This window comes from Streptomyces sp. NPDC056061 (assembly GCF_042266885.1).
Taxonomy (GTDB): domain Bacteria; phylum Actinomycetota; class Actinomycetes; order Streptomycetales; family Streptomycetaceae; genus Streptomyces.
Genome location: NZ_JBHJWQ010000016.1, coordinates 22,982 through 48,805 on the forward strand (window position 1 = coordinate 22,982; position 25,824 = coordinate 48,805).

The following is a 25,824-nucleotide window of genomic DNA, read 5'->3' on the forward strand; positions in this document are numbered from 1 at the left end:
GGAGGGCGCATGACCAGCGGCCACGCCACCGCACCGGCCTCGGCAGCCGCCCCGACCCCCGCCGATCCGTCTCCCGTGGATCCGTCTCCCGTGGATCCGTCCGCCGCCGTTCCGTCTGCCGTCGACACGTCCGCGGCCGTTCCGTCCGCCGTAGGTCCGTCTGCCGTCGATGCGTCCGCCGCCGATTCATCCGCTGCAGTTCCGTCCGCGGCCGATCCGGGCAGCGGACGGGACGCGATCCTGCGCGCCGCCCGCCGTGCGTTCACGCAGCGCCCGTACGCCGACGTGACCATCAGAGGGATCGCGGCCGACGCCGGGGTGAGCGCGTCCCTGGTCGTCAAGCACTTCGGCCGCAAGGAGGAACTCTTCAACACCGTCGCCGACTTCGCCCCCGCGGCGGCCGAACTCTTCGACGCACCACTCGACCGGCTGGGCCGCCACCTGGTGGTGACCCTGGTGAACCGCCGCCGCGAGCTGAAGTCCGACCCCCTGCTGCGCGTCGTCTTCTCGCTCGGCAACCGCGACGAACGGTCCCTGTTGCGCGACCGTTTCCACCAGCAGGTCACCGGAGTCCTGGCCGCTCGCCTCGCCGGGCCGGAAGCCGTCCTGCGCGCCGAACTCGTCGCCGGTCACCTCCTCGGCCTCGGTGCCACGCTCAGCCTTCACCCCGAGGGCGCCGGATCACGGGCGACGCCCGAGCACCTCGCGGACCTGTACGCGCCCGCGCTCCAGGCCCTCATCACCGGACGGACGACCGGAGACGGCAGACCGGACGTATAGGGTGCGGGCCAACCGGGCGAGGGGCCTCATGTTCAGCCGTACACGCACCCGCATGCATCTCCGCACGAGTACGCGCATGCGTACCACTGCGACGGCCGTGGCCACCGCCACAGTCCTCGGGGCGTTCCTGACGGGTTGCGCCGCCGGTGCGGACGCCTCGCAGGGGCCGGGCGGTGGCGTGCCCTATGTGGCACCGTCCGTGAACGCCGCCGCGGCGGACAGGGCGGCCGACGCGGCCGCAGCGGCGAAGGAGGCCGAGGACGCGGCGAGTGCGGACACGGAGGCCGCCGCAGCCACCGAGGCCGATCGGAACAGACCGGAGGCGGTACGGGACGCCTTCGCGGGCCTCCAGGCCACAACTGCCGAGACCTGTACTCCGGGATCGGCGAACTGCGCCTATTTCCTGGGCCGCGTCAACGACGAACTCACGCGCCTGGAGAAGGCGATGAAGGCGGACGCCCAGGGGCCGGGCCATTTCGAGGAGCCGCCGGCCCGGATCGGCTCCCTGCACGCGGCGCTGAACGGTGACGTCTCCACGGCGAATCCGGAGAAGCATCGCACCGAGCTGCTCGGCACCCGTGACCGCATCAACACGTGGATGCAGAACCATCCGGAGGACTACCGCTGACACCCGGTGCCCGGTGCGGCACCACGCACATCGGACGGCTGCCGTGCCGGTCACGGGGGATCACGGTGATGACGTTGATCATGGGTGGTAGAGCGCCCGGCACCGGACCGGGTCGACCGCCGCGACCCCGTCCGCCCGGCCCCGGTCCTCGTCGCCGTCGACCGCGTCCGCCGTTGTGCTCACGTGCAGGAAATAGGCCGTCTGCCATTCCTGCGTGCGGCCCGCCTGACGGCTGGTCGTCGCCGCCCACGGCGGATAGACGCGGAAGGCGCGTTTCCCGCCTGAGCCGTTCCGTGCCACGATGCCCCGCTCGCAGAGCACGTCCCGGGGGAACACGAACTGTCCGAAGCGCCCGTCGGCGTCACGGCTGCTGATGACGAAGAGATCGACGGGGTCCTCGGAGTCGTAGGGCTGAATCGGTCCACCGGCCGACCGCTTCCACACGGTCACGAACTGGCCGGTCTTCGTCGGGGTCGTCCTGGCCACCCGGAACCTGACGGTGGAGCCGTCCACGGTGAACACATGCGCGCCGTACTCCGTGCTCTCCGCCTCGGGCTCCGGTCGGGAGCAGGCGAAACCGCACGGGTCGTAGACCAGCTCCTTCGCGGCGAGAAGGTCGGAGTGCAGCGGCTCGCCGCTCGACCAGGACTCGTGGCGCGGCATCGGCCGGAGTCCGGTATCCGCCGTGGATGAGGGCCCAAAAAACGTCGCCATTCGTACCATTCTGTCATCGAAGGGAAGGCGTCGGGCGCGACCTCCTCCCGCCCTCTCCTCCCGTCCTCTCCTTCCGTGCCCGCTTCCCGCAGGGGTCTCTCGCAGGCCCCCGGCGGGGACCCTCCGCACGTCCTCCCACAAGACCTTTCACAAAGGGCTTCCACGCGGTTTCCGGCCAGGCAATCCGCGAGACTTTTCCGCGAGACTTTTCTGCGACGGGCAAAGATTCGAACGAATGAGCGATGACTTTTCTCGCTGACCGGAGTCCTACCTCTGTCGCCGCAGTTGCGGCGGTTCACCTGAGGAAGGACCACCGGCATGACCACCCACCACACCCTCGACGTTCCCGGCGCCCGCCTGCACTACGAGGTCCGAGGAACGGGACCGCTGCTTCTGGTGATGGGGTCACCGATGGACGCCGGTGCCTTCGCGCCGCTGGCCGACGTGCTCGCCGTCGACCACACCGTTGTCACTCATGATCCGCGTGGCATCTCGGGCAGTACCCTCGTCGATCCGGAACAGGAATCCACGCCCGAACTGCGTGCCGACGACGTGGCGGCCATCCTGGACGCACTCGGGGCTGATACCGCCGACGTGTTCGGCAGCAGCGGCGGCGCGGTGACCGGCCTCGCGCTCGTCGCGCGCCACCCGAACCGGGTGCGGACGCTCGTGGCGCACGAACCCCCTATCACGGAGATCCTTCCCGACGCCGAGGAGCAGCGTGCCGCGATGGACAGCATCGTCGAGGCATTCCATCGGGAAGGAGTGGGCGCGGCATGGATGAGGTTCATGACCGTCGCCGGGTTCGACCTGGGCGAGGGCGGTGCCCCCACACCGGTGGGAGAGCCCACGCCCCAGGACATCGCGAACAGCGTCCGCTTCTTCGGCCACGAGTTGCGGGGCACCGCCCGCCACGTGCCCGACACCGCCGCGCTGAAGGCCGCCCCGGCCCGGGTCGTCGTCGGTATCGGTGCCGAGTCCGGCGGCCTGATCACACACCGCACCTCCGTCGCGTTGGCCGGCCTCCTCGGTTCGGAACCGGTGGTGTTTCCCGGGGACCACGGAGGCTTCCTGGGGCAGCCCGAGGAGTTCGCCGAGGCACTGCGCAAGACGCTGGTCCGGTGACGGTGACGGTGACGGTGACGGTGACGATGACGGCGGTCCTGTGACGGCGACAGCGACGGCGGGCCGGTGACGTCGGCATGGTGGAGCCGACACGGTGGTGGTACGGGTGAGGTGGCGGAACCACCATGGCCGTACGGCCTCCCGCAATGCCCCGAACCCCACCTCACCCCGGCCGGATCTCCACCACCGGATCTCCACCACCGGACCCTCACCACCGGGCCCCCACCCGTCGGCTACCCCCGTGCGGTCTCCGCGGTCCGCCCCGCCAACAGACCGAGCACCTGCCGGAGCCGTTCGCGGGCGTCCGGATCGGTGATCAGGCCGTCCGCGTCGACAGCGTTCCGGTCCACAGTGATCCGCACGCAGGCGGGCTCCACGATGTCCGCGCCGGTGTAGCCGAGTACCGTGCGCAGCGTGGCCTCCGCGCCGCCGCCCCGGCCCGGGGCGGCGGCGTTCACCCAGGCGGTCGGCTTGTCGCAGATCTCGATGCCGCCGACCGTCCAGTCCAGCAGGTTTTTGAACGTCCCCGGCAGTGTGCCCGCATACTCCGGCGTGCAGACCAGAACGGCGTCCGCCGCGTCGATCGCCGCGCGCAACGCCGACACCGGCTCCGGCAACGGTTCGACATCGTCATCGGGATTGAAATGCGGAAGCGCCCCGAGGCCTTCGTAGCGCACCGTTCGCACGCCCGGCGGCGTCACGGCCCCGGCGGTGCGCAGCACGGTCTCGTTGGAGGAACCACTGCGCAGGCTTCCGGACAGCAGGAGGATTGTTCGCGTCGTCGACATGTCCGCTCAACCGACGGAGATTCGCCCCCTATTCCTGGTCCGGTGACAGCCGCGGCACCGCCCGGCGGTCACCACGGCGAGCCCGATTCCTGCCCGAGGCCACGACGAATCGGGTGGACGGGTGGTCGACCGAAGGCGACGGAGAGCGGCTTCAACCGGTCGGCGGCGTGACCGCCATGACGAGCGCGAGCGTGCCAAGGGCAGTGGCTCCGGATGCGGTGGCCCCGGTTGCAGTGACGCCGAGGCAGTGGCGCTGGTGGCAGTGGCGCCGGTGGAGGGAAGACGCCGATCGACAGGGTGCGACGAGCCGCTGCCGCGCCTGCGAGTCCCACCAGCCCCTGAGTTCGTCCGGCCCCTGTTCGTCCGGCCCCTGAGTTCGTCCGGCCGGAAACCCATCAACACGGAGGCCGCGCAGAAGAACATGCGGCAGACAGGTCGGCAAGGTGCAGAGCGTGCCGGGACTCATCCGAGAACATCCGTTCAGAATTGGCCGGTTCAGGCCACACTCCACCATCTGCCGGACGGCTGTGTCCCCGTGTCGCTCGGTGCCCTGTGCCCGCGCGCCCCCGTCACGACCACGGGTTCGTGACGGGGGCGCGGGAGTTCCTACGAAACAGGCAATGCGGTACGTCAGTTGACGACGGCCTGGTAGAGACCCCGGCCCGCGCGGTGGGCACGAGAGGTGGCGACGAGCCGGTCGAGCGTGCTGCGCACCGTGTTGATGCCGTTCGGGGTGAGGGAACGGCCCAGGGCCTTCGTGACGTCACGGGCGCGAACGGGGGTGTCACCGAACGTGGACAGCACCTTGATGGTCATCTCGGTGAGGCCGGCGTTGTCGTCGGAGGCCGATGCGGAAGCGGCCGCCTTCTTCGACGTCTTGGCCTTCGCCGGCTTTGCGGCGGCCTTGGCGGATCCGGTTGCCTTGGTGGCCGTACCGGTGCTCTTCGCGGAGCCCGTGGCCTTGGTCGCCTTGGTCGCCTTGGCGGACCCGGTTCCCTTGGCGGAGTCGGCGGCCTTGGCGGAGGCGGCGGCCTTGGCGGAGGCGGCGGCCTTGGTCGCCTTCGTGGCCCGGGACGAGGTGGCCTTGGCCGGCTTGCCGGCGCCGGTCTCCTCGGTCTTCCCGGTCTGCGCGCGCGTGCTCCTCGGCTTCGCGGCGGCGGCCTGCTTGCGTCCCTTGGGAGCGGACGTCTTACGGGCGGTACGTCGCGTCGGCGCGACGGCGGATGCCGCCTTCGCCTGCTCGCCCTGCTCCTGCACGGCTTCCGCCTGCTCGGCGGAGGAGGCGGCCTGCTCCTGTGCGACGGCTTCCTGCTCCTTCGGCGCCGGTGCCGGAACAACGGCGTCGACGGAGCTCTGAGCCTGCTGAGGGATCAGAGGAGCGGCAGCATCCTGCGCGTTCTCCGTCCCCCTCGCGCCCTCCGCGCCTTCGTCCGCCACGACGACATCCGCCGTCTCGGCAACCCGCGGTGCCGTGCCCGCGACGGTGTCCGTACCCGCGCCCGTCTCCGTGGACGGAACGGCAGCGCCGGACAACGCGCGCAGCGCCGTCAATGCGGTTCGCATCGACTCCAGCCGTCCGGTGACGGCCACGAGTTCCTTCTCCAGGGCGTGCTGGTGCTGCTCCAGGCGTGGAAGTTCCGCTTCCAACTGTGCGGTTGTGGCTTCGATGGTGCTCAGTGTGCTGGTCTCGGGGGTCATGTTGTCGCCCTTCTCTCCCGGCCGACCGGTGGTGACTGATGTGGTGCAGCGTAAGGGGCGTTGTGTTGTGGCCGGAAATCGACGTTCCAAATGCATCGTCGAGCGCCGCCCTCCGCATTGACGGCCAGTCTCCTGAATTCTTCTGTCTCGCGCCCCCGAGCCGACCCCGCACCACTCGTTCGGCCGCATCAACTCCCCGAATCCAACGGCCTCGACGGCCGCACGCTGGTGCCGGCGTCGACGATGGCGTCGGCACCAGCGGTGGTGTCGAGGTCGGCGGTGGCATGACGGACCTCACGGCAGACACGACACACGCCTCGCCCCGGCGCAACGCACCACCGACACAAGCGAATCGATGAACCCCGCCCCGACCTGCCCCGCCACGCCCACCCCTCGTCCGACCTCTCACCCGCCCCTCAGCCCACCCCGCCCCACAGCTCATCCCGCCCCACAGCTCATTCCACCCCTCGACTCACGCCGCCCCGGCCCCTCACCCACACCCCGTGCCCCGCCCGGGCAGCACACCCCGCTCGGGCAGCACCCCCCGTCCCGGGCGGTTGCCCGGCGCCGCCCCGCGATCCCGGACCGGGGACAGCCCCGGCCCCTGCCGTCAATCGCCGTCGTTCTCCGCTTCACCACCACCATGTGCACCGCCGTGCCCACTGTCACGCGAGGCGGCCTCGGCCATGCGCGCCGTGGTGCTGGCACCGTCCAACGCCTCGCGGATGATGTCCGCGTGTCCGCAGTGGTGCGCGATCTCCCGGAAGACATGCAGCAGCACATGCCGAACCGTCCACGTGATCGGCTCCGGCGGCGACCACGGGTACTGCGGCAGCGTCACGACCCGATCGAGATCGGGCTCCTCCTGCACGGCGCGATCGAACTCCGCGGCCATCGCACGGAACGAGTCGAGCAGGCCCTCCAACGTCTCCCCATCGGTCATCCGATTGCCGTCGGGATCGAGATCGGCCCAGTCAACCTTCGTCGGCGCCGTACCGTCGATCACCGCGAGCCAGGACCGCTGCACCTCGCCGAGGTGTTTGACCAGGCCGCCGAGCGTCAACTCGCTGACCGTGGTGGCGAGCCGGGCCTGTTCCTCGCCGATGTCCGCAACGGTGTAGAGGAAATTGGTGCGTTGGTCGGAAACGATCGCCAACAGATCCTCCCGTTCCCCACCGTGCGTAACGTGGGTGCCGTGGGCATCAGCCGTCGCGCTCATCGAACATCCCTCTCAGTCGATTCCCGGACACTCAGGCTAGGAGTTTTCCCCTGCCACCGCCCGCACCTTCGACGCATCGATCCGGTCCCAGCCCAGACGCAGCCCCATGACGAGCAGGGCAGCCACCGCGAACCCGGCCCCTGCCCAGGCGAGCTGACGCGTTCCGTGATCGTTCAGGATCCATCCGCCGACCGTGGTCCCCACGGTGATGCCGAGGTTGGAGAACGAGATGAAGAGGCTGTTGCCGAACTCCGGAGCGTCCGCGGCGTCCCGTCCCAGCCAGCTCTGGCTGACCACCAGGCCGCCCGAATGCACCGCACCCCAGACCAGTACGGCCACGAGCATCGGCGCGAAGAACGGACCGACCAGGTACAGAAGCACATAGACGGCCAGACACAACACCGGATAGGCGACCGCGGTACCTATGATGCTGCGCCGCAGCAGAGCGCCGAAGGCGAAGTTCCCGACGATCATCACGATGCCGAACGCCATCAGCATGGCGCTGACCCACGTGCCGTCCATGTGCGTGACCTGCCCCAGGAACTCGGCGAAGTAGCCGTAGACCGAGAACATCGCCGCGAACACGAGCACGACGGACACGATGCTCAACCACGTCCGCGCCCGCTTGAGGATGCCCAACTGCGCCCCGTACGACATGCGCCGGCCGACGGGCATGGCCGGAAGAAACCGCAGGATGCCGAGGAAGGCGGCCAGGTTCACCAGCGCACCGAACCAGAACGCCGACGACAGCGACACATGCTCCGCGAGATACGAGGTCAACGGCACCCCGAAGGCGAATCCGACGGTCACCCCGCCGAACACGGTCGTCGTGGCCCGGGTCGCATCCTCGGCGGGCACCAGCCGCGCGGCGGTCGCGAGCGCTACCGCGAAGAACACCGGATGGAAGAGAGCCGGAACGACACGGAAGGCCAGCATCACCTCGTACTGCGTGGTGACTGCGTAGACGGCGTTCGACACCGCGAACACCGCGATCGCCCCGGCGAGCACCTTCTTGCGGTCGATGCCCGAGGCCAGCAGTGTTGTGAACGGCCCGGACACCGCGATGACCAGGGCGAACACCCCGACCAGCCACCCTGCCGCAGACGGCGCGATGCCGAGTTCGGCCGAGACCTGGGGGAGCACGCCGACCATCCCCATCTCTGTGGTGATGATCCCGAACACGCCCAGCGCGAGCACCAGGACGGTGCCAGAGGTCTTGCTCATCGAAACCCTTCATGAAATCTAGAAAAGTAGATATGTTCTGCCATGCGAAGGCGACCGGCGCCTCATGGAGGCGTGGAGGCGTGAACGCATGACGGCACGGCGACGTGATGCCGCGGTGTGGATCTCCCCGGACGGCTACAGCGTGTCGCGCACGTATGCCGCGAACTCGGCGATCACGGCCTCGTTCCGTCGGTAGTACGTCCACTTGCCGATGCGTTCCGAGGTGAGCAGCCCGGCATCCTTCAGGGTCTGCAGGTAGCCCGACACCACCGACTGCGCCAGCCCGGCCCGCTTCTGGATGTCGCCGACGCACACCCCGATGTGAAACCCCAACCCCTGTTGCCGGTACGAGGACTCGTCGAAGTGCTTCTCCGGCTCCTTGAGCCACTCCATGAACTGCAGGCGCGCAGGATTGGCGAGCGCCTTGTGCACGGTCAGGGGGTCCATCGTTCACCTCTCCGTTCCGTGCGGCTCAATGTATCAATCGAGTTTTCGCGATACGTAGGGATAAGTCAAGCTGCCTAACCTGACGCTGCGGATGAATCCCCTCGCTACTGCATGAAGTGGCAGGTGCGGCTCCATCATCAAGGCAACGGCCTTCCAGGAGGCAGGTCCCGCAAGTGGACCGGCGGCGACCCTGACTGGCGACGTGCCGTGTCGTTGACTGGTTAACTGCGTTCAGCAGCGTTACAAAGCTGAACTGGGAGCGTCCGTGCAACTGCCCGGTCAGGGCGGGGTGTCGGGCCAAGGGCTGGAAGGGATCTGCGCGATCTCTGCCCGCAGAGCGCTAGGAGTGCGCCAGGATGTCCCAGAGTTGCTCCTGTGGCACATGCGGTGGCAGTTGGCGCACAGCAATGCCAGGTCATCAAGTCTGGTTTCACGGGGCCCGGAAACGTGGAGGGGCAGTCGATGGTGAACCTCGACGTAACCCTCGCCAAGGGGCCCGTAGGAACGGCCAAAATCAAAGGTGCAGACTTCGCACTGCAGAGGATGTCCCAGTTTTTCCGCTTGTGCGATCTTGCGGGCCCGGAGGCCTCGGTCACGTTCGCGGTGCAGCGTCCAGCGCACGAGCAGGCGACCCTCAACTGCGGAGCGTCCATGTTCGTCGAGCTCATCTGGGTCTTCCGGGATCCTGTGCAGTTCGCCCGTACTGATCCCCTGGCGCAGCGCGGCGGCAGCCGCGAGCATCTCGGAAGGCCGCGCGATAAAGGCGGCGATCATCTCCCGGTCCAGCCGGCTGCCCTTGGTCGGGGTGCCGTTGTAGGCGGGGTGGTTCGAGGCCAGGTCGGAAGTCTTGCGGCTGACACTGCCGATGGATCTGAACTTTGGGACGGTCTGTGCGGCATCTCCGTGGATGGGCAGAGATCGGAGCAGTTCGGAGAGATCGAGCACGCGAAGGTCTCCCTCGCGGAGTTCATCCCAACCGTTTTCGACCACAAGAGCGCAGGCCAGCAGCAGCTCGTCGTGGGTCCACGCAGGGCTTCTCGGCATAGGTCATATCGTACGAGTGTCCTCTCTCACGTGTGGGTCGGTCGGGGCGTAATGCTGTGTGACGCACACTTGGGTGCGGCATTGTCAGTGGGGTCTGTCACCCTCTGTGATGGCTGGCGACAATCGGTGTCAGCTGGGCAAGTCTGGAAGGAGGGTGCATGGCCAGCACCAAGAGGGAGTACACCTCGGTGGAGATCTGCGCCGGGGCGGGTGGGCAGGCGCTGGGTCTGCACAACGCAATGTTCAGGCACCTTGCGTTGATTGAAATCGATCCGAATGCAGTGGCCACCCTCAAAAAAAACGTGGAGGGGAAAGCGGAGTGGGAGGGGTGTGCGGTCAAACAGGCTGACTTGACGAAGCTCAATCCATTGGATTTGAGGTTGGAACTAGGGCTCGAAGCGGGTGACTTGGATCTGCTCGCTGGCGGCGTGCCGTGCCCGCCTTTCTCGGTCGCAGGAAAGCAATTGGGTAAGGATGACGAAAGGGATCTTTTCCCGACCATGCTCGACCTCGTCGATGAGCTTGAGCCTAAGGCTGTAATGATCGAGAACGTCCGAGGGCTTCTCGAACCAAGGGAGAAGTTTCAGGGGTATCGGGAAGAGCTTCTTGAGCGTCTTGAATCCATGGGTTACGAGAAGTGCTACTGGGAAGTTCTGGAAGCCAAGAATTATGGAGTTCCGCAACTTCGGCCACGCGCTATTCTCGTGGCAATGAAGAAGGCGTACATCCCTTTCTTTGCCGCCACGAAACCCTTGAAGCGGCCATTTGTTACAGTAGGCGAGGCGTTGAAGGATTCCATGGCTAAGCGCTACGGAGACGTCGATGACCCTCGGGCTGGTGAGCGGTTTCAGGAATGGTTGGACATGGCGTCGAAGGGGGTTGCGCCGACGCTTGTTGGCGGTTCAAAGAAGCACGGTGGTGCTGACCTTGGTCCGACCCGGGCCAAGAAGGCGTGGGCCGCGCTCGGTGTGTGTGGGCTCGGAGTCGCGAATGATCACAAAGACATGGTCCGCTTGAAGAGTCAAGACCGTGATCTCTTTGCTAAGGACGGGCCGAAGCTCACAGTGACGCAGGCGGCCATTATCCAGGGCTTCCCGGATACCTGGGAGTTCTCTGGGAAGAAGACTGCTGCATACCGGCAAGTAGGCAACGCCTTCCCTCCTCCAGTCGCTCAGGCAGTGGGAGAACAAATCATCGCTGCTCTCAAGGAAGCTCGTGAGGCCGGGGTGGTGGCATCGGTGGGCAAAGAGCGCGCCCTGGCTACGGAACGCGACAGTGAGTTGTTGTTCAGGCTGGCTGACCTTTCAGCGCCTGTCATTCCGGAGGCCGTTGACCGTAGAGGCGATCGTGAGGGCGCAGTCGTTGGGTGACTCATGTTCCCAGAATCTGAGCACGGTCCATCCCGCTGCGCGGAGACGATCGTCCGTGTCCCGGTCACGGGTTATGTTCCGGGCCACCTTGTCTGACCAGTAGCCGGGATTGGTTTTTGGCGAGACGTAGTGTTCTGGGCAGCCGTGCCAGTAGCAGCCATCGATAAAAACAGCCAGTTTCGCAGGACGGAAGACAATGTCCGCTGTCCTGCGAAGCTCGGGAAGTGGTTTGGCTGCTACCCGATAGCGCAGTCCCTGGGCGTGCAGAAGCCGCCGGATCAGTAGTTCCGGTTTGGTGTCCCGGCTTTTGATCGACTGCATGTTTCGCCGCCGGGCGGCCGATGACGCCCAAGAGCCGGATGGCAGGGGCTGGCATTCGTCGTTTTGCACTGGATGCCTTCGTGTAGGAAATCTCAGTCTGCGCCACCTTCATCTTGGAGTGAACGGTGGAGCGTGCTTCCGTGGTTCGTTGCAGGCGAAGTATTGCAGCCTGTGCGTACAGCCGACGGGGGCCGTCAGCCATTTAGTACCAAGCCGTACAGGATTTTGACGGAGAGGCGCTGTTCTCTGCTGAGCAGCTTCCTCGCCGACTCCATCACCTCACGGCCCTTGCCTTGAGGTACGTACTGAATCAGGATTTCAGTAGCTTCGGCCAAGCTCCGGTGCCGACTTGAGGTGATGGCGAGAAAAGCTGCATCGAAGATGGCCTCCATACCAAATATGTGGTAGTTCATCCTGGCTGGCCACCGCTGGCCACCGCTGGCCACCGCTGGGCACCGGGCTTACAGGGCGCCCGGTGCCGGGGCCATCTCGACCGCTGGCCTTCGTAGCCTCTCCCAAGCGTCCCATAGCCTGATCGGGACGCCCTGGCTGCCGCAGGAATATATATAATTGATGTCCGAGTTTTGCTTGCCTGCTCGAACCTTGTGTCCACCGGTAGTTAGGGGTATTCGATTTTATTTTCTTCTATTTATGGGGTGAAACTGCGACTCGGTAGAAGAGGGGCTTGGGTTGGCGGGTCATCGTGAGATGCCAATACCCAGTGCGCACCATCGAGAAAGACTTGTGGCTTGGGCTCATGCTGTGGGTCGGCCAGGGTGACGCGCGCACTGACGAACTCTCCCTCTTGCGGTTCCGGAAGGTTTAACCCTTTTGCGATAGCCCGGTGGCTGCCAGAATCTCCCATGATGATGATTCCCTCTTTTCTGAGGGCGGACCGGCAGCCGCCATTGCCTCGTACGCGTTTCATATAGTCCTTCTGCTGTGCTACTGTCCGGACGGCATTGCGATTGATGCGACGCATTTGTGCGCGCCGGAATAGCTCATTGAGGCGCGCTTGTCCTGATGTGCAGGAAAAGACCGCCTCTCGGTCTGATGCGCTCATGTGAAGCAGCAAATTCTCGGGAAGCTCGGTGTCCTTCCAGAGCCAGGTGATATTTTTTCGGAACCCGGCTTTAATTGTGAGCTTCATGTCCCGATTATTGCCCCCGTTGAGCAATTCTTGCTTTATGCGAAGAATTCCTGCGCTCCAGCGGCTCTTTTTGTCATCTGCCCAGACCAGTAGGCATAGATGGCCAATGGCTTCGGGGGGAATCATCCATCCACCGAATTGCTGTGAATACTTGCAGTCCACATCGATGCCTTCGATGAGGTAGTCCATCTGGCTTCCGTCGGTAAATTTAAATTCGCGTTGCAGGTTGATCTCGACAAGCGTTCCGGCATGTGTCTTCTCGGTCTTGTACAGGCTGCTCCAGTCGTATCTTCCGGTGATTTCTCCGTTGAGTAGCTGATCAATGGTGTTGCGCAGGACGCGCCCGAAACGCGCCCCGTCGGGGGAGAGTTTTAGAAGGTGCTGTCTGACCAGCATGAGTTCGGGGTCGTCGCAGACGCCCGCTGCGGGTCCTGGCATGTCGAACAAGGTCATTCAGGGCTCCAGTGTGGGAGGGCAGGTGTATGGCGGCTGGATCATTTTTCGTCTCCGTTAGGCGCCTGTCAGCTCCCCTGGGATCATTCGTTCATACCGGATAATTCTCCGCATGTTCAGTAGGAGTTCCTCGCCGGTGGGGACGAAGCCGGCGCGGGCGAGGACGGTTCGGGAGGCCGGATTGTCGAGGGTGGTGGCCGCGCGGAGGGTGGTCAGGCCGTACTCCTCGGCGGCCAGGGTGCAGAGGCGGCGGACGGTGGTCGTGGCGAGGCCGCGGCCGGTGGCCTTCTCGGCGACGCGGTAGCCCAGTTCGGCGGAGCCGTTCGCGACATCGACCAGGTTGAAGCGGCCGAGTATTGCGCCGTCGGCGTCCACGAGGAGGTGGAAGTGGCCGAGGCCGGTGGACTGTTCGGCGAGCAGGGCCGCGTGGCGGGCCTCGAAGTGGATGAAGTAGTCGTCGCCGCGGTCCGGTACCGACGCGGCGAAGAAGGTGCGGTTCTCCCGCTCGAACGCGCGGAGGGCGGGGGCGTGGTCGGCGCGGAGGCGTTGGAGTTCGGGCATGGCGAAACCCTACGGAACGGGGGAGGGGACGTCACAAGGATTGAGGCGGCGGAAGGGGCGCTGAGAGGGCCGGCGACGGGCGGGGACGGGCAGGGGACGGGTGGGGATGGGGGTATGGGGCGAGGGTGCGGAGGGACGGGCCCGGGGGTGGCGGCCGAAGAGGCGTGCGGGCGGGCCCGTCCTCGCGTGCAGGGGGTCAGTCCGCGCCGTGGCACTCGCGGTAGGTCCGGTCCGAGCCGCACCAGCAGGGGGCGGTGCGGGCCGGGGGCCAGGGGACGGCGCGACCGCGGGCGGCGAGGGTCGTGGCGTACTGGGGCAGCAGGTCCGGGTCGGCCGGGGAGGCGGCCTCCGAGGCGGCGAACGCCTCGTAGGAGGGGACGGTGCCCGTCACGATGCCCAGGTTCGGGGTGCCGGCTTGGTGGAGGTCGCGGAGGGCGGCCTCCAGGCGGGCCAGGTGGTCGGGGTGGGAGGGGTACTCGTTGCGCAGGTTCGGGTAGGCGGCGAGGAGCTCGTCGAGTTCCGGAGCCGTCCAGTGCAGCACCGCCACCGGGAACGGGCGGGACAGCGCCGAGCGGTAGGTGCCCAGTTCGGCGCGGAGGCGGGTGATCTCGGCCCGGAGCTCGCCCGGGTCGGAGGAGCCCAGTGCCCACAGGCGCTTCGGGTCGTGCAGTTCGTCCAGCGGGACGGCTGCCGTGTGGACGGCGTCGGCGAGTTCGTCCCAGGCGTCGTGGTCGGTGCCCAGCAGCCTGCGGACGCGGTGGCGGCCGATCAGCAGCGACTGCGCGGCGTAGGGGACTTCCTCGCCCGGCGTCAGCAGGAGGGTCAGGGCGGCCGTGAAGGTGTCGTGGGCCGTGTCCAGTTCGTCGTGGGCCTCGAAGGTCTCCGCCACGATCTCCCAGGGCGCGGGATCGAGCGGGCTCGCGGCACGGATGCCGTCGAGGATCGCGCGGGCCTCGGCCTCGTGACCGTACTCCCACAGGTTGGCCGCGTTCAGGGCCTTGACCAGGTGCGGGTGGTCGAGACCGGGGGAGCCGAGCAGGTCGTCGTAGAGCGTGGTGGCACGGGCGCGGTCGTCGGCGAGTTCCAGATGGGCCGCGGCCCGGAGGAGGAGCGGCTCGCGGTCCTCGGGGTAGCGCTCCGCGGTGCGCAACAGGCGTTCGGCTTCGGTGGTGTGGTCGGCAGGCGTGTCGGGACGCATGCACCACACGGTACTGCCGTGCGTGACATGGACGGAGAGTCGCTCCGGCTCTGGAGAGTTGGGGGGCGCGGCCCTATCGTGCGGGCCGTGCGGATGCGGAGACCGGTCATTCCGGTGGTGGTGCAGCGGGACGCGCGTGGACGCAGGGCCCTCGCGCGCGCTCTGTGGACGGGCGCCGAGGTGGTGGTGACCCTCGGCGTCGTCCTGTTGTTGCTCGTTGTTCATCAGCTGTGGTGGACCAACCGCCAGGCGCGCACCGATGCCGGGCACCAGGTGCGGGCCCTGCGGAAGACGTGGCAGGAGTCGGAGGGGCGGGACGGGGCAGAGCCGGTGGACGGGCGAGGAGAAGGGACAGGAGAGGAAGGCGGAGAGGGGGGTGGGGCCGGTGCGGCTGCCGACGGGCGTGCGGCCGCGGGCGGTACCGGGTCCGGCGAGCCCCGCCGGGACCGGGCGTACGCCGTCATCCGGATTCCCCGGATCGGGCTGGTAGCCCCCGTGGCCCAGGGGATCGACAAGCGCGGCGTCCTCGACAAGGGGTACGTCGGCCACTACCCGGACACCGTGCAGCCCGGCCGGGTGGGCAACTTCGCGCTCGCCGGGCACCGCAACACCCACGGCGAACCCTTCCGGTACATCAACCGGCTGCGCCGCGGCGACCGGATCGGCATCGAGACCCGGGACGCCGTGTACACGTACACCGTCGACCGGACGCTCCCGCAGACCGGCGCCCGCGACAGTGGTGTCATCGCGGCGGTGCCGCGCAGCGAGGTACGGCCCTCCGCCGGGTACACCGCGGCCGACGCATACGTGACGCTGACCACGTGCACGCCCGAGTTCACCTCCCGGTACCGGCTCGTGGTGTGGGGCAGGCTCACCGCGGTGCGGGCGCGGTGACGGGGGTGGGCACGGTGACAGGCGCGGGCGCGGGCGTGGGCCCGGCGACCGGTGCGGGTGCGGTGACGAGGTACCTCCGGTGCGTCGGCCGCACTAGGGTTCGCTGACGTGCTGAGACGACGTCCGCAGTTGTTGTGGTTGCTGGTTCCCTACGTGCTGTACCTGGGGGTGCTGCCGTGGGTGAACCGGGTCCACCCGGTGGTGCTGGGGTTGCCGTTGCTCTTCGTGTGGCTGCTCGGGGCCACCCTGCTGACCCCCGTCGCCGTATGGCTGACCAGGCGAGGTGACCGTCGATGAACGCCGCGGTGGCGACCTCCGTCTTCGGGGTCTTCATGGTGATCACTGTCGCCCTCGGGCTGCTCGCGATGCGCGGACGGCGCACCGGGCGCGGGGAGGGCGGCGGGCTCGCGGAGTGGTCCGTGGGCGGGCGCAGCCTCGGTACCGTGTTCATCTGGGTGCTGATGGCCGGCGAGGGCTACACCAGCTTCAGTTACCTGGGCGCCGCGGGATGGGGGTACAACTACGGGGCGCCCGTGCTCTACGTGGTGGCATACATGTCCTGCGGGTACGCCCTCGGCTACGTCGTCGGGCCGATGCTCTGGGCGTACGCGCGCAGACACGGGCTCGTCGGGATCACCGACATGGTGGCGCACCGTTTCGGCAGGCCCTGGCTCGGCGCACTGGTCGCCGTCCTGGCGACGGTCTTCCTGTTGCCCTACATCCAGCTCCAGATCACCGGCATGGGTGTGGTCGTCTCCACCATCTCCTACGGCGCGATCGGTCTGAACTGGGCCTATTTCATCGCCTTCGCCGTCACCACCGGATTCGTCGTGGTGAGCGGGCTGCGCGGCAGCGCGTGGGTGTCCGTGCTCAAGGACGTGCTGGTGATCGCCACGCTCGGTTTCCTCGCGTTCTACGTGCCGCTGCACTACTTCGACGGTTACGGGCCGTTCCTGGACCGGCTCGTCACCGAGAAGAGCGAGTGGCTGACCTTCCCCGGACACGGGGACAGCGGGCTCGGCCAGGCGTGGTTCATCACCACGTCGTTCCTCAACTCGCTCACCGTGGTGATCTTCCCGACGACCGTCGCCGGTTACCTCGGGGCGAAGAACGCGGATGTGCTGCGCCGGAACGCGATGCTGCTGCCGGCCTACAACGTGTTGCTCTTCGTGCCGATGCTGCTCGGCATGGCGGCCCTCTTCGTCGTGCCGGGGCTGGTCGGTGCCGATTCCAACCTGGCGCTCTTCAAGCTCGTCGTGGACTCGCTGCCGGCCTGGGCGGTCGGGGTCATCGGGGTGGCGGCGGCACTGTCGTCGATCGTGCCGATGGCCGTGTTCATGCTGGTCATCGGCACGATGTGGGGGCGTAGTGTGCTGTCCCTGGTGCCCCGGTGGGAGCGGCGGCAGAAGGGCGCCGCGCAGGTGGTGGTCGTGGTCGCGGGAACCCTGGCCCTGGTGCTCACGTACACCGCGCCCAACACTCTGGTGCGGCTCTCCCTCATCTCGTACGAGGGGATGGCGCAACTGCTTCCCATGGTGCTGCTGGGGTTGGTGTGGCGGCGGTTGTCGTTGGCCGGGGCGCTGAGCGGGCTGGTCGTGGGGGTGGGCACGGTGTGCGGGTTCGTGTTCACGGAGAACGATCCGGTGTGGGGGGTGAACGCGGGCATCGTGGCGCTGGGCGCCAATCTCCTCGTCGCGCTCGCCGTCACGTACGCGGGACCGCGCGAGCACGACGACCGGCCCGACGACGAGGTGCTCGCCCGGGACGAGATCGATGGGCCGGGTGCGGATGCGGGTGCGGGTGCGGATACGGGCGCGGGTGCGGGTGCGGATAGGGAATCCGGTGCGGGTGCGGCGTCCCGTGCGGGGGCGGGGTCCGGGGCCGCGGAGTCGGGCGGTGGGGCCGGGCGGACCGCGGGAGAAGGCGGGCGGCCGAGCCGCTGCTCGTCCGTGATCGGTGACCGGGAACGGTGGCACTGTCGGAGCCGTCGTGTATAACGGCTGGAGCAGTGAAACGTGCGTGTGTGCGAGTGTTGTGGACGCGTACGTCGTTCGTGGGCCCGTCGTGCGAGGTCGGCCCGCGGACACCATCCGACCGTGCGGTGAAGAGGGAGGGGCCGATGAGCGGTGACACACGCCGTCTGCGTGACGGTCTCTCCTGGCTGCTCCGCCCCGTCGGGCTGCTGCTCTTCGTCGTCATCGAGCTCCTCGCCGAGATCCAGCTCGCCGAGGGCGGCAGCTTCTCCGCGGCCGTCGCCCTCGCCGCGACCGCGGCGGCGGGCTCCGCGCTGGTCGTCGCCGCGGTCATCAGCGCCCGGTGCGCGACCCCGGTGCCCCGTACCCGCGTCCGTACGGCGATACGCGACCGGGAGAGACGCACAGCGTTCCTTCCACAGCGGGACCCGGACGCCAAGGGCCGCAGACGCCCCCGAGCGCCCGGTCACGCCCTGCCGACGACCGTCTAGGGGCCCGTCCTCGTCCGTTCCGCCCTGTCCCGACTCGTGTGCTCCGTGCGCTCCGTACGCCCCGCGCGTTCCATGCGTTCTGTGCGATCCATGCGCTCCGTGCGTTCTGTGCGCTTCGTGAGCCCGTTGGTTCCGTGTGCGAGTCCCGTGCGTGCATGTGTGTTGTGTGCGTGTGCGCGACAGGTGTGTGACAGGTGTCGCCGGGGTGCGCGGCAGATGCGTGCCCCCGAGCAGTGGTTGCCCCTCGCGGTTCGTCATGCCGAGTTCGTTCCTCACTCCTGGCACGACGAGAACCCTCGGAGGGCTCACCGATGTCCGCTGTCATGTCCGCGTTCGCCGCCCTGGTCGGCGCGCTGGCCGATGTACTGCACCCGCTCTTCCAGACCGCTTCCGCCGCCGCCGCGATCGTGCTGTTCACGGCACTCGTACGGCTCGCCGTGCACCCCTTGTCGCGGGCCGCGGCGCGTGGGCAGAAGGCCCGCACCCGGCTTCAGCCGCAGATCGCCGAACTGCGCAGGAAACATGGCAAGGACCCCGAGCGCATGCAGCGTGCGCTGATGGACCTGCACAAGGAGGAGAAGGTGTCGCCGCTCTCCGGCTGCCTGCCGAGCCTGCTCCAGATGCCCGCCTTCTTCCTCCTCTACCACCTTTTCTCCAGCCAAACGATCGGCGACGGACCCAACGAACTGCTCGGCCACCGACTGTTCGACGCCCCGCTCGGCGAGCGCTGGTACGACGCGCTCGCGCACGGCGGGCTGTTCGGGGCGCAGGGACTGGTCTACCTCGGACTGTTCGCGATCGTCGCCGCCGTGGCCACGTTCAACTTCCGGCGTACGAAGCGGCAGATGGCCGCCAACCCCGTAACCCCGGCCACCGGCCTCGACGGCCAACCGGTTCCGGGCATGGGGGCGATGACGAAGCTGATGCCGCTGATGTCGTTCGCCACCCTCTTCACCGTGTCCGTCGTGCCGCTCGCCGCAGCCCTGTACGTCGTCACCAGCACCACCTGGACCGCGGTCGAGCGTGCCGTTCTCTACCGCGACATGCCCGTCGCGGGTGCCGCCGCGGCCACGTCCGTGTGACGTCGGCCCGACGACGGGGCACGCGACGGGGCGTGCGGCCGGTTCGGGGCACGCGGTCCGGTGGTGGTGCGGGTGCGGCACCCCACCCCTTCCGCGTATGTGTCAGACCCGCCCCGAGGGCCGTTCCGGGTCGTCGAGGTTCGTCATGAGCTGCTTCGAGGGCTCGTGCTGCGATCGTCCGCGCACTACTCGGTGCCGGGGGAGGTTGCCGGGGCCGCGGCGGGCAGGGTCACGGTGACGCCCTCGCGTGCCGAACGCCGGGCGGCCTCCAGAACGTCCAGGGCCGCAGCGGCCTGGAGAGCGGTCACCGGATTGTCGCCCCGGCCGCGCAGCGCGGCGGTGACTGCCGCGTAGTACGCGCGGTAGTCACCGGGCACGGTGGGTACCGGGGCGCCGCCGCCCGTCAGCGGAGACTCGCCGGAACCGATCCGGCCCCAAAGCTCCGGCGGCTCCTCGCCCCACGGCCGGTCACCGCTGTCCGCCGGGCGCACACCCGCGCGCAGGGCGGCCTCCTGCGGGTCGAGGCCGTACTTCACATAGCCCGCGGCCGAGCCGAGCACCCGGAAACGCGGGCCGAGCTGGGCCGTGGTGGCGCTGACGTACAGGTGCGAGCGGACCCCGTTCGCATGGGTGAGCGCGAGAAACGTGTCGTCGTCGGCGGCGGCACCCGGACGGCGCACATCGGACTCCGCGTACACCCGTACCACCGGTCCGAACAGCACCAGCGCCTGATCGACGACGTGGCTGCCCAGGTCGTACAGCAGCCCGCCGATCTCCTGCGGATCACCCGATTCACGCCAGCCGCCCTTCGGCTGCGGTCGCCACCGCTCGAAACGGGACTCGAAGCGCTGTACGGTGCCCAGTTCGCCGCCCTCGATCAGCCGGGCGAGAGTGAGGAAGTCGTTGTCCCAGCGGCGGTTCTGGAAGACCGAGAGCAGCACTCCGCGGTCGCGCGCGAGCGCCGCGAGTTGTCGCGCCTCGGCTGCCGTCCCGGCGAGGGGCTTGTCCACGACGACCGGCAGCCCGGCCTCGATCGCCGCGGTGGCGAGCGGGACGTGGGTCCTGTTCGGCGACGCGATCACGATCAGATCGAGTTCGTCCGCCCGCGCCCACAGCTCCTGCGGCGACGCGGCGAACCGCACGGCGGGAAACTCGGCGTGCGCCTGCGCCCGCCGCTCCTGGTTCGAGGTGACGACCGTGTCGAGGACGAGGCCCTCGGTCGCGGCGATCAGCGGGGCGTGGAAGACGGACCCCGCCAGGCCGTAGCCGACGAGACCGACCCGCAGGCCGGTCCGGTCGTGCGCGGCGGCGGCGGGGGTGCGCAGACCGGTCCGGGCGGCCGGGGTGGGCGGGAAGCTCTCGGATGTCGAAGGCGCGTCGTGGGTCGTATGGCCAGTCATGGACGCCACTTAAACAACGGCGTCGCCGACGCGCGAGGGCGGGGCGGGCGATACGACGGACGGGCGACGCGGGCCGGAGGAGACCGGGGAAGGCCGAGCCGTGGACGGGGGAGGGGAGCGGGGGAACGACGGCACGTGGCTGGGCCGATCGGGCGGTTCCGGCGGCCGACCGGGTGCACCCGTGGCATGCCGATGCCCGTCGTCTCGCGCGTGCGTGGCAACGTCACGGCTCAGAACCGGCGAACTCCGGCGCACAGGCCGGGCGGGTGCTGAAGACCTTGGCCGGGCCCACGGCTGCCGACGCGCACATCTCCGGCGCCTTGTAGCTGTACGTGCCGGCCGCCGTTCCAGGTCCGGCCAAGGTCTTCAACGTTCGCCCGGCCGGTCGGGGCCCGGCCCTCCGGTCGGGGCCCGGACTTCCCGTGGGAGCGCTCGGCCCGGAGCGCCGGGCGGTCGGCGGGGACGTCGGCCGTCCGGCGCTCAACGAAGGTGAACCCCGTATGTCCCACACGCCGTACCCGTCCGCCGAGCCTTCCGCCACCCCCTTCGCGTACGGATTTCTTGTCGGTTCCGGACGGGGCCGAGCGGCCGGTGCCTCCGCGCGCCCTTCCTCGCCGCCGCCCCTTCCCGAGCCTGCGCACGCGGCCCTGCACGCGGCCCCGCACGCCGGGCGGAAGCGGCACGGGTTGGCGCTGGGACTGGTGGCCGCGAGTGTGGTGCCCGCCGTCCTCGGCGGTGCGTCCGCCGCCCGTGCCGTCGACGCGTCGTCGGCCGCCGCGGCCGCGGAACCGGGCATCCCCAGCACCGGCCGGCAAGCCGACTGCGGTGATGCGAAGGCGAACGAATTCCCGATCAGGACCCGTATCCACGGAGGTCCGGACACCTATGCGTCCGGCGGCGGCTACGGGACCTGGTTCCTGGACCTGACCAACACCACGGACGAGACCTGCCGGGCCATCCACCCGGTGCTCGTTCTCGTCGACGAGGCACGGAAGCTGACCGACGAACAGATCCAGCTGGTGTTCTCCGAGGACAGTCGGCCCGACATGGAGCACCGTGTCGCCTGGGAGACCACGGATCAGGACGAGCACATCGGTGTCTTCGACGGTGACGCCGACTCCTTCGACGGCTTCACCGTTCCCGCGGGCCGTACCGTCACCGTCCGGATCCGGATGGCCTTCACCTCCGACACCGGACCGGGGAGGGTCACCGCCGGGGCGGCGATCGTCCAGCGGTTGTCGACGTCCGACGGCGGGAAGGGCGCGGACGACGGGGCCTGGGTCGGGGACTCCGACGACTACGTGTTCGCCATCGTCGGGGACGGCGAGAGCGACGGCGGCGAGACCGGAACGGGTGGGACCGGAACGGGTGGGACCGGAGCCGGTGAGGCGGATGCGGCGGACGCGGTGGGCAGGGCGGACGCGGCGGAGGGCGGTGGCACTGGTGATACCGGGGGTACCGGGGATAGCGGTGATGCCGGTGGTGCAGACCGGGCCGCCCGTCCGCTTCCGTCTCCGGACCGTTCGTCCTCGGACCGTTCGCCCTCGGATTACCCGTCTCCGGGCCGCCCGTCTCAGGACCGCCCGTCTCCGGATCGGCCCCGTACCGACTCCGTCCGCCCCAGTGCCCCCGCGGTCACCGGCGACACCGTGCGTCCGGTCGTGCCTGGCCGCACTGCGGCGCCGAAAAAGGAAATGGCGCCGGAAACGAAAGCGGCGCCCGAGCGGGTGCCGGAGCCCGAATCGGCGCCGGAGTCGGGGCATGCCGTTCCCGAGCTGGCCACCACCGGGCCGGCCGGCCTGCCGTATCCCGGCGTCACCGTTGCCGGGTTCCTGCTCGGTGGAGGGGCTGCGGTGGTCTGGTCACGTCGCGCCCGGCGTCCGCGCTCCTGACCCGGGGCACTCGTCCTCGATCCGGGGGTTTCCGTCCCCGACCGGGAGGCGTCCGTCCCCAGATCGGGCGGTGCCCGTTCCCGGGTGTTCATGTTCGTCCGCGAGTGTTCATGTCCGTCTGTCACCATCCAGGCGTGGACTACCCGCACGACCAGACACCTGGCGCCCCCATCCGCTCCGGCATCCCGGAGCACGGCCGTATTCCCAAGTACTACGCGGTCAAGGCCCGTGTATCCCTCCTCATAGAGGAGTTGGGAGAGGGGGGCATGCTGCCCACCGAACGCGATCTCGCCGAGCGCTACGAGGTCTCGCGCGAGACGGTGCGCCAGGCGCTGCGTGAACTCCTGCTGGAAGGGCGGCTCGCCCGGCAGGGGCGCGGCACCGTCGTCGCGGGTCCCAAGCTGGAACAGCCGCTCTCGCTGGCCAGCTACACGGAGGGGGTGCGGCGTCAGGGCCGTACTCCCGGCCGTCACCTCATCGGGCTGGAGCGGTTTCCCTGCCCCGAGGCACTGGCCGCCGATATCGGGGTGGGGCGCGGCGAACCGGTCTGGCACCTGGAACGCGTGCTGCTCGCCGACGACGACCGGGTCGGCCTGGAGAGCACCTATGTGTCCGTCGCCCGACTGCCGCGCCTGGACGTGGAATTCGACCCCGACTCGTCCTTCTACGCCTATCTGCGAGACCGGCTCGGGATCGCCTTCGGTGACGCGGACGAGCGGATCGAAACCGTACTCGCGACGCCGCGCGAGGCGCTGCTCATCGGTACGCCGCCCGCCCTGCCCATGCTGCTGATGCACCGGATCTCGCGCGACACGGCCGGGGCGCCGCTGGAACGCGTACGCACGCTCTTCCGCGGGGACCGCTTCTCCTTCACCACGCGCCTCGGCCCCCAGGCCGGACACTGACGCGACGCGTCCGGACGACGGCACGCGGACGACGACCGGGTCACGGCACTCGGGTCACGGCACTCGGGTCATGACGCTCGGGTCACGGCGCCCGGACGACGGCACAGGGGCCACGGTCCCGCACGGGCAGGCGGGCTGCCGGGACGGCGGTCGGCCACTCCGTCCGCAAGGTAACGAAAACATAACGGGTCTAGGCCGAGTTTGGGATCCGGTTCACCATCCCGTTGCCGAGCCGATCCTTGCGGGTCACCGACTCCGAGGAGCGTTTGCTGCCGGTCACCGTCACCGACGGCACGTGTACCGGCACCGGCACCGGCACCGGCACGGGTACCGGCGGCGTCGACTTCGCGGGCCGGGTCCTCGACGTGGCGACCGGCGACGCGACCCGCGGTGCCACCGCCACCCTGTGCGTCCGCCCGCACCTGGTCGGGCTCGGCGACGGACCCAACGCGCTGCACGGCACCATCGTCGAGGTCCAGTGGCGCGGTTCCACCCACCGCCTGTACGTCGACGTCGACGGGCACCGGATCAAGGCCGACCTGCGCGAACTGCGCGAGACCCCCGCGCTCGGCGACAAGGTCACCCTGCACTTCGCCCCCGAGGACGCGGTGCTGCTGCCCGCGGGAACGGCCCCGGGAACCGCGGGAGGGACCCATGGCTAGCGCGACGACCACGGCCCTGCGTACCGGACCCGCCGCGTCCACCGACGACCGGCGCACCGAATCCGGGACGGGCCGACCCGGGCACGGCGACGTCGACAAGGACCGGCGCGGCACCGGAGCGCGGGGCATCCCCCGCTTCGTCTGGGCGTTGCCGCCGGTGGCCGTGCTCGCCCTCGTCTTCCTCTACCCGCTGGCCCTCGTCGTCCAGCAGTCCGTCAGCCCGGACACGGGCGGCACCTCGCTCGCCCCGTACGGCGACGTGTTCGCCTCCGAGTCGTTCCGCTCGGCGCTGACGACCACCGTCTGGCTGGCGGTCGCCTCGACGGCCGGATGCCTGGTGCTGGGCTTCGTCCTGGCCGTGGTCATCGCGTTCGTGCCGTTCCCCGGCGGCAGGGCGGTCGCCAGGTTCATCGACGTCTTCCTCTCCTTCCCGTCCTTCCTGATCACGCTCGCCCTGCTGTTCATCTACGGCAGTGTCGGCATGGCCAACGGCGTGTGGACGGACGTGACCGGGGCGTCGAGCGGTCCCTTCGACTTCCTCACCACCCCGTGGGGCGTGCTGCTCGCCGAGATCACGTACTTCACCCCGTTCGTCATGCGCCCGCTGCTCGCCGCGTTCTCGCAACTGGACAGCGCGCAACTGGAGGTGGCGTCCTCGCTGGGCGCGAAGCCGGCCCGGATCGTGCGGCAGGTGATCCTCCCCGAGGCGCTTCCGGCGCTCGCCGCGGGCGGCAGCCTCGTTCTCGTGATGTGCCTGAACGAGTTCGGCATCGTGCTGTTCACCGGCGCGAAGGGCGTCACGACGCTGCCGATGCTCGTCTACAGCAAGGCGATCCTGGAGTCCGACTACCCGGCCGCCTGCGTCGTCGCCGTCGTCAACATCGCGATTTCCGTGGGTCTCTACAGTCTGTATCGGATGGTGAGCCGCCGTGTTGGTGCATAGCCGTACGGGCAGGTGGGCCACCTGGGCCGTGTTCTTCGTCCCGCTGTTCGCGCTGCCGCTGCTGGTCATCCTCGCCGCATCGTTCGCCATCAACTGGTCCGGCGCCTTCCCCTCGGGACCGACCGGCCACCACTACGCGGCGGCGACCAGCGGCGACTCCCTCCAGGCCCTGACCACCAGCCTGGTCACCGCAGTCACCGCCAGCCTGCTCGCCCTGACCATCGGATCGTGGGCCGCGCTCGCCGCCGCCTCGCTGCGCAGCCGGGGCAGGAGACTGCTGGACGCGCTGTTCATGCTGCCGGTCGCCGTGCCGTCCGTCGTCGTGGGCCTCGCCGTACTTGTGGCGTTCAGCAAGCCGCCGATGCTGCTGAACGGGACGCGCTGGATCGTGATCCTGGCGCACACCATTCTTGTCACGGCGTTTGCCTATTCGTCGGTTTCGGCGGCAATAGTGCGTCTCGACCCGATGTACGAACAGGCGGCGGCCAGTCTCGGCGCCCGTCCCTCGTACGTCCTGTGGCGCGTCAAGCTGCCGCTCCTGCTGCCGTCCCTCACGGCGTCCGCGGGACTCTGTTTCGCGCTGTCCATGGGTGAGTTGAGCGCCACGATGATGCTCTACCCGCCGGACTGGACGCCCCTTCCGGTGCAGATTTTCGCGGCCACCGACCGCGGTTCGCTCTTCACCGGGGCGGCCGTCGCCGTGGTCCTGATGGGAACGACGCTGCTCGTGCTGCTCGGCGTCTCCCGCATCCGGACCAGGGCCTCGTACCGCTGACGTACTTCCGTCGCGTCCGTTGGCACCCCTTGCCGCACAGCCGGAATCCCCGTCACCGGCATCGGCGTCCCCCGTCGCACCACCGGC

The 25,824-nt window shown here is 68.8% G+C and carries 27 protein-coding genes and 1 pseudogene; 14 read left to right on the forward strand and 14 right to left on the reverse strand.

The window, feature by feature from the left end:
• Positions 1-9: 9 nt before the first annotated feature.
• Both ACFC79_RS22180 and ACFC79_RS22185 read left to right on the forward strand, forming a co-directional pair.
• Positions 10-780 carry a TetR family transcriptional regulator gene (locus tag ACFC79_RS22180; RefSeq protein WP_376242635.1) on the forward strand — a complete coding sequence of 257 codons (771 nt, stop codon included), beginning with the start codon at positions 10-12 and terminating at the stop codon, positions 778-780.
• Positions 781-856: 76 nt separating this feature from the next.
• Entirely contained in the window at positions 857-1,408 is a 552-nt protein-coding gene (locus tag ACFC79_RS22185; RefSeq protein WP_376242637.1) for a hypothetical protein, read from the forward strand.
• Between the two features lie 78 nt (positions 1,409-1,486).
• Here the strand turns inward: ACFC79_RS22185 and ACFC79_RS22190 are convergent, their stop codons facing one another.
• Positions 1,487-2,071, reverse strand: coding sequence for a MepB family protein (locus ACFC79_RS22190; protein WP_376242638.1), 585 nt, complete (start codon positions 2,069-2,071; stop codon positions 1,487-1,489).
• A 369-nt stretch (positions 2,072-2,440) separates the two neighbouring features.
• Between ACFC79_RS22190 and ACFC79_RS22195 the strand changes: the two genes are divergently transcribed.
• The gene (locus ACFC79_RS22195; RefSeq protein ID WP_376242640.1) at positions 2,441-3,247 is read left to right on the forward strand and encodes an alpha/beta fold hydrolase; all 807 of its coding nucleotides are present in this window, start codon (positions 2,441-2,443) and stop codon (positions 3,245-3,247) included.
• A gap of 233 nt (positions 3,248-3,480) precedes the next feature.
• Here ACFC79_RS22195 and ACFC79_RS22200 read toward each other — a convergent pair whose 3' ends face one another.
• The 6 genes from ACFC79_RS22200 to ACFC79_RS22225 form a co-directional block, all read right to left on the reverse strand.
• Positions 3,481-4,035 carry an NADPH-dependent FMN reductase gene (locus tag ACFC79_RS22200; protein ID WP_376242641.1) on the reverse strand — a complete coding sequence of 185 codons (555 nt, stop codon included), beginning with the start codon at positions 4,033-4,035 and terminating at the stop codon, positions 3,481-3,483.
• A gap of 630 nt (positions 4,036-4,665) precedes the next feature.
• Complete coding sequence (locus tag ACFC79_RS22205) at positions 4,666-5,733, reverse strand: hypothetical protein (RefSeq protein ID WP_376242643.1); 1,068 nt, start codon at positions 5,731-5,733, stop codon at positions 4,666-4,668.
• A 610-nt stretch (positions 5,734-6,343) separates the two neighbouring features.
• On the reverse strand, positions 6,344-6,952 hold the full coding sequence (locus tag ACFC79_RS22210) for a DinB family protein (RefSeq protein ID WP_376242645.1): 609 nt from the start codon (positions 6,950-6,952) through the stop codon (positions 6,344-6,346).
• A 36-nt stretch (positions 6,953-6,988) separates the two neighbouring features.
• A complete protein-coding gene (locus ACFC79_RS22215; protein ID WP_376242646.1) occupies positions 6,989-8,176 on the reverse strand; it encodes an MFS transporter in 1,188 nt (395 codons plus the stop codon).
• Between the two features lie 135 nt (positions 8,177-8,311).
• Positions 8,312-8,623: an ArsR/SmtB family transcription factor gene (locus ACFC79_RS22220; protein ID WP_376242648.1), complete on the reverse strand. Its 312-nt coding sequence runs from the start codon at positions 8,621-8,623 to the stop codon at positions 8,312-8,314.
• Between the two features lie 279 nt (positions 8,624-8,902).
• Positions 8,903-9,667, reverse strand: a complete 765-nt coding sequence (locus ACFC79_RS22225) for an HNH endonuclease (RefSeq protein ID WP_376242650.1) — start codon at positions 9,665-9,667, stop codon at positions 8,903-8,905.
• Between the two features lie 158 nt (positions 9,668-9,825).
• Here ACFC79_RS22225 and ACFC79_RS22230 point away from each other — a divergent pair, with 158 nt between their 5' ends.
• The gene (locus tag ACFC79_RS22230; protein WP_376242652.1) at positions 9,826-11,037 is read left to right on the forward strand and encodes a DNA cytosine methyltransferase; all 1,212 of its coding nucleotides are present in this window, start codon (positions 9,826-9,828) and stop codon (positions 11,035-11,037) included.
• On the opposite strand, the gene ACFC79_RS22235 is transcribed toward ACFC79_RS22230, so the two are convergent.
• The 5 genes from ACFC79_RS22235 to ACFC79_RS22255 all read right to left on the reverse strand — a co-directional run bounded on the left by ACFC79_RS22235 (position 10,972) and on the right by ACFC79_RS22255 (position 14,720).
• Positions 10,972-11,403 carry a very short patch repair endonuclease gene (locus ACFC79_RS22235; RefSeq protein WP_376242901.1) on the reverse strand — a complete coding sequence of 144 codons (432 nt, stop codon included), beginning with the start codon at positions 11,401-11,403 and terminating at the stop codon, positions 10,972-10,974. The two genes, ACFC79_RS22230 and ACFC79_RS22235, sit on opposite strands and share 66 nt — an antisense overlap.
• Positions 11,404-11,552: 149 nt before the next feature.
• Complete coding sequence (locus ACFC79_RS22240) at positions 11,553-11,750, reverse strand: hypothetical protein (RefSeq protein ID WP_376242653.1); 198 nt, start codon at positions 11,748-11,750, stop codon at positions 11,553-11,555.
• Between the two features lie 257 nt (positions 11,751-12,007).
• Positions 12,008-12,961, reverse strand: coding sequence for a NaeI family type II restriction endonuclease (locus tag ACFC79_RS22245; protein WP_376242655.1), 954 nt, complete (start codon positions 12,959-12,961; stop codon positions 12,008-12,010).
• Positions 12,962-13,018: 57 nt separating this feature from the next.
• Entirely contained in the window at positions 13,019-13,522 is a 504-nt protein-coding gene (locus tag ACFC79_RS22250; protein WP_376242657.1) for a GNAT family N-acetyltransferase, read from the reverse strand.
• Positions 13,523-13,718: 196 nt separating this feature from the next.
• Positions 13,719-14,720, reverse strand: a complete 1,002-nt coding sequence (locus ACFC79_RS22255; RefSeq protein ID WP_376242659.1) for an SEC-C metal-binding domain-containing protein — start codon at positions 14,718-14,720, stop codon at positions 13,719-13,721.
• A 93-nt stretch (positions 14,721-14,813) separates the two neighbouring features.
• Here ACFC79_RS22255 and ACFC79_RS22260 point away from each other — a divergent pair, with 93 nt between their 5' ends.
• The 5 genes from ACFC79_RS22260 (at position 14,814) to ACFC79_RS22280 (ending at position 19,160) form a co-directional block, all read left to right on the forward strand.
• The gene (locus ACFC79_RS22260; RefSeq protein ID WP_376242903.1) at positions 14,814-15,614 is read left to right on the forward strand and encodes a class E sortase; all 801 of its coding nucleotides are present in this window, start codon (positions 14,814-14,816) and stop codon (positions 15,612-15,614) included.
• Positions 15,615-15,752: 138 nt separating this feature from the next.
• Positions 15,753-15,911 carry a DUF3311 domain-containing protein gene (locus tag ACFC79_RS22265; protein WP_376242905.1) on the forward strand — a complete coding sequence of 53 codons (159 nt, stop codon included), beginning with the start codon at positions 15,753-15,755 and terminating at the stop codon, positions 15,909-15,911.
• On the forward strand, positions 15,908-17,611 hold the full coding sequence (locus ACFC79_RS22270; RefSeq protein ID WP_376242661.1) for a sodium:solute symporter: 1,704 nt from the start codon (positions 15,908-15,910) through the stop codon (positions 17,609-17,611). Before ACFC79_RS22265 ends, ACFC79_RS22270 begins: the two co-directional genes overlap by 4 nt.
• Positions 17,612-17,733: 122 nt before the next feature.
• Positions 17,734-18,078 (forward strand): DUF6412 domain-containing protein, encoded by a 345-nt coding sequence (locus ACFC79_RS22275; RefSeq protein WP_376242662.1) that lies wholly within the window; start codon positions 17,734-17,736, stop codon positions 18,076-18,078.
• Positions 18,079-18,389: 311 nt separating this feature from the next.
• Complete coding sequence (locus tag ACFC79_RS22280) at positions 18,390-19,160, forward strand: YidC/Oxa1 family membrane protein insertase (RefSeq protein ID WP_376242664.1); 771 nt, start codon at positions 18,390-18,392, stop codon at positions 19,158-19,160.
• A 185-nt stretch (positions 19,161-19,345) separates the two neighbouring features.
• On the opposite strand, the gene ACFC79_RS22285 is transcribed toward ACFC79_RS22280, so the two are convergent.
• Together ACFC79_RS22285 and ACFC79_RS22290 are read right to left on the reverse strand one after the other, a co-directional pair.
• Positions 19,346-20,560 (reverse strand): Gfo/Idh/MocA family oxidoreductase, encoded by a 1,215-nt coding sequence (locus ACFC79_RS22285; RefSeq protein WP_376242666.1) that lies wholly within the window; start codon positions 20,558-20,560, stop codon positions 19,346-19,348.
• Between the two features lie 223 nt (positions 20,561-20,783).
• Positions 20,784-20,921 carry a hypothetical protein gene (locus ACFC79_RS22290; protein WP_376242668.1) on the reverse strand — a complete coding sequence of 46 codons (138 nt, stop codon included), beginning with the start codon at positions 20,919-20,921 and terminating at the stop codon, positions 20,784-20,786.
• 139 nt (positions 20,922-21,060) lie between these two features.
• On the opposite strand from ACFC79_RS22290, the gene ACFC79_RS22295 reads away from it, so the two are divergent.
• The 5 genes and pseudogenes from ACFC79_RS22295 to ACFC79_RS22315 all read left to right on the forward strand — a co-directional run bounded on the left by ACFC79_RS22295 (position 21,061) and on the right by ACFC79_RS22315 (position 25,737).
• Positions 21,061-22,452: a hypothetical protein gene (locus ACFC79_RS22295; RefSeq protein WP_376242670.1), complete on the forward strand. Its 1,392-nt coding sequence runs from the start codon at positions 21,061-21,063 to the stop codon at positions 22,450-22,452.
• Between the two features lie 134 nt (positions 22,453-22,586).
• Positions 22,587-23,357: a GntR family transcriptional regulator gene (locus tag ACFC79_RS22300; protein WP_376242672.1), complete on the forward strand. Its 771-nt coding sequence runs from the start codon at positions 22,587-22,589 to the stop codon at positions 23,355-23,357.
• 266 nt (positions 23,358-23,623) lie between these two features.
• Positions 23,624-24,019 (forward strand): annotated as a pseudogene (locus tag ACFC79_RS22305) (TOBE domain-containing protein); the annotation flags it as partial.
• The gene (locus ACFC79_RS22310; RefSeq protein ID WP_376242674.1) at positions 24,012-24,962 is read left to right on the forward strand and encodes a 2-aminoethylphosphonate ABC transporter permease subunit; all 951 of its coding nucleotides are present in this window, start codon (positions 24,012-24,014) and stop codon (positions 24,960-24,962) included. The pseudogene ACFC79_RS22305 and the gene ACFC79_RS22310, both read left to right, overlap by 8 nt.
• Complete coding sequence (locus ACFC79_RS22315) at positions 24,949-25,737, forward strand: ABC transporter permease (protein WP_376242676.1); 789 nt, start codon at positions 24,949-24,951, stop codon at positions 25,735-25,737. The genes ACFC79_RS22310 and ACFC79_RS22315 overlap by 14 nt, the downstream gene beginning before the upstream one ends.
• Positions 25,738-25,824: the final 87 nt, after the last annotated feature.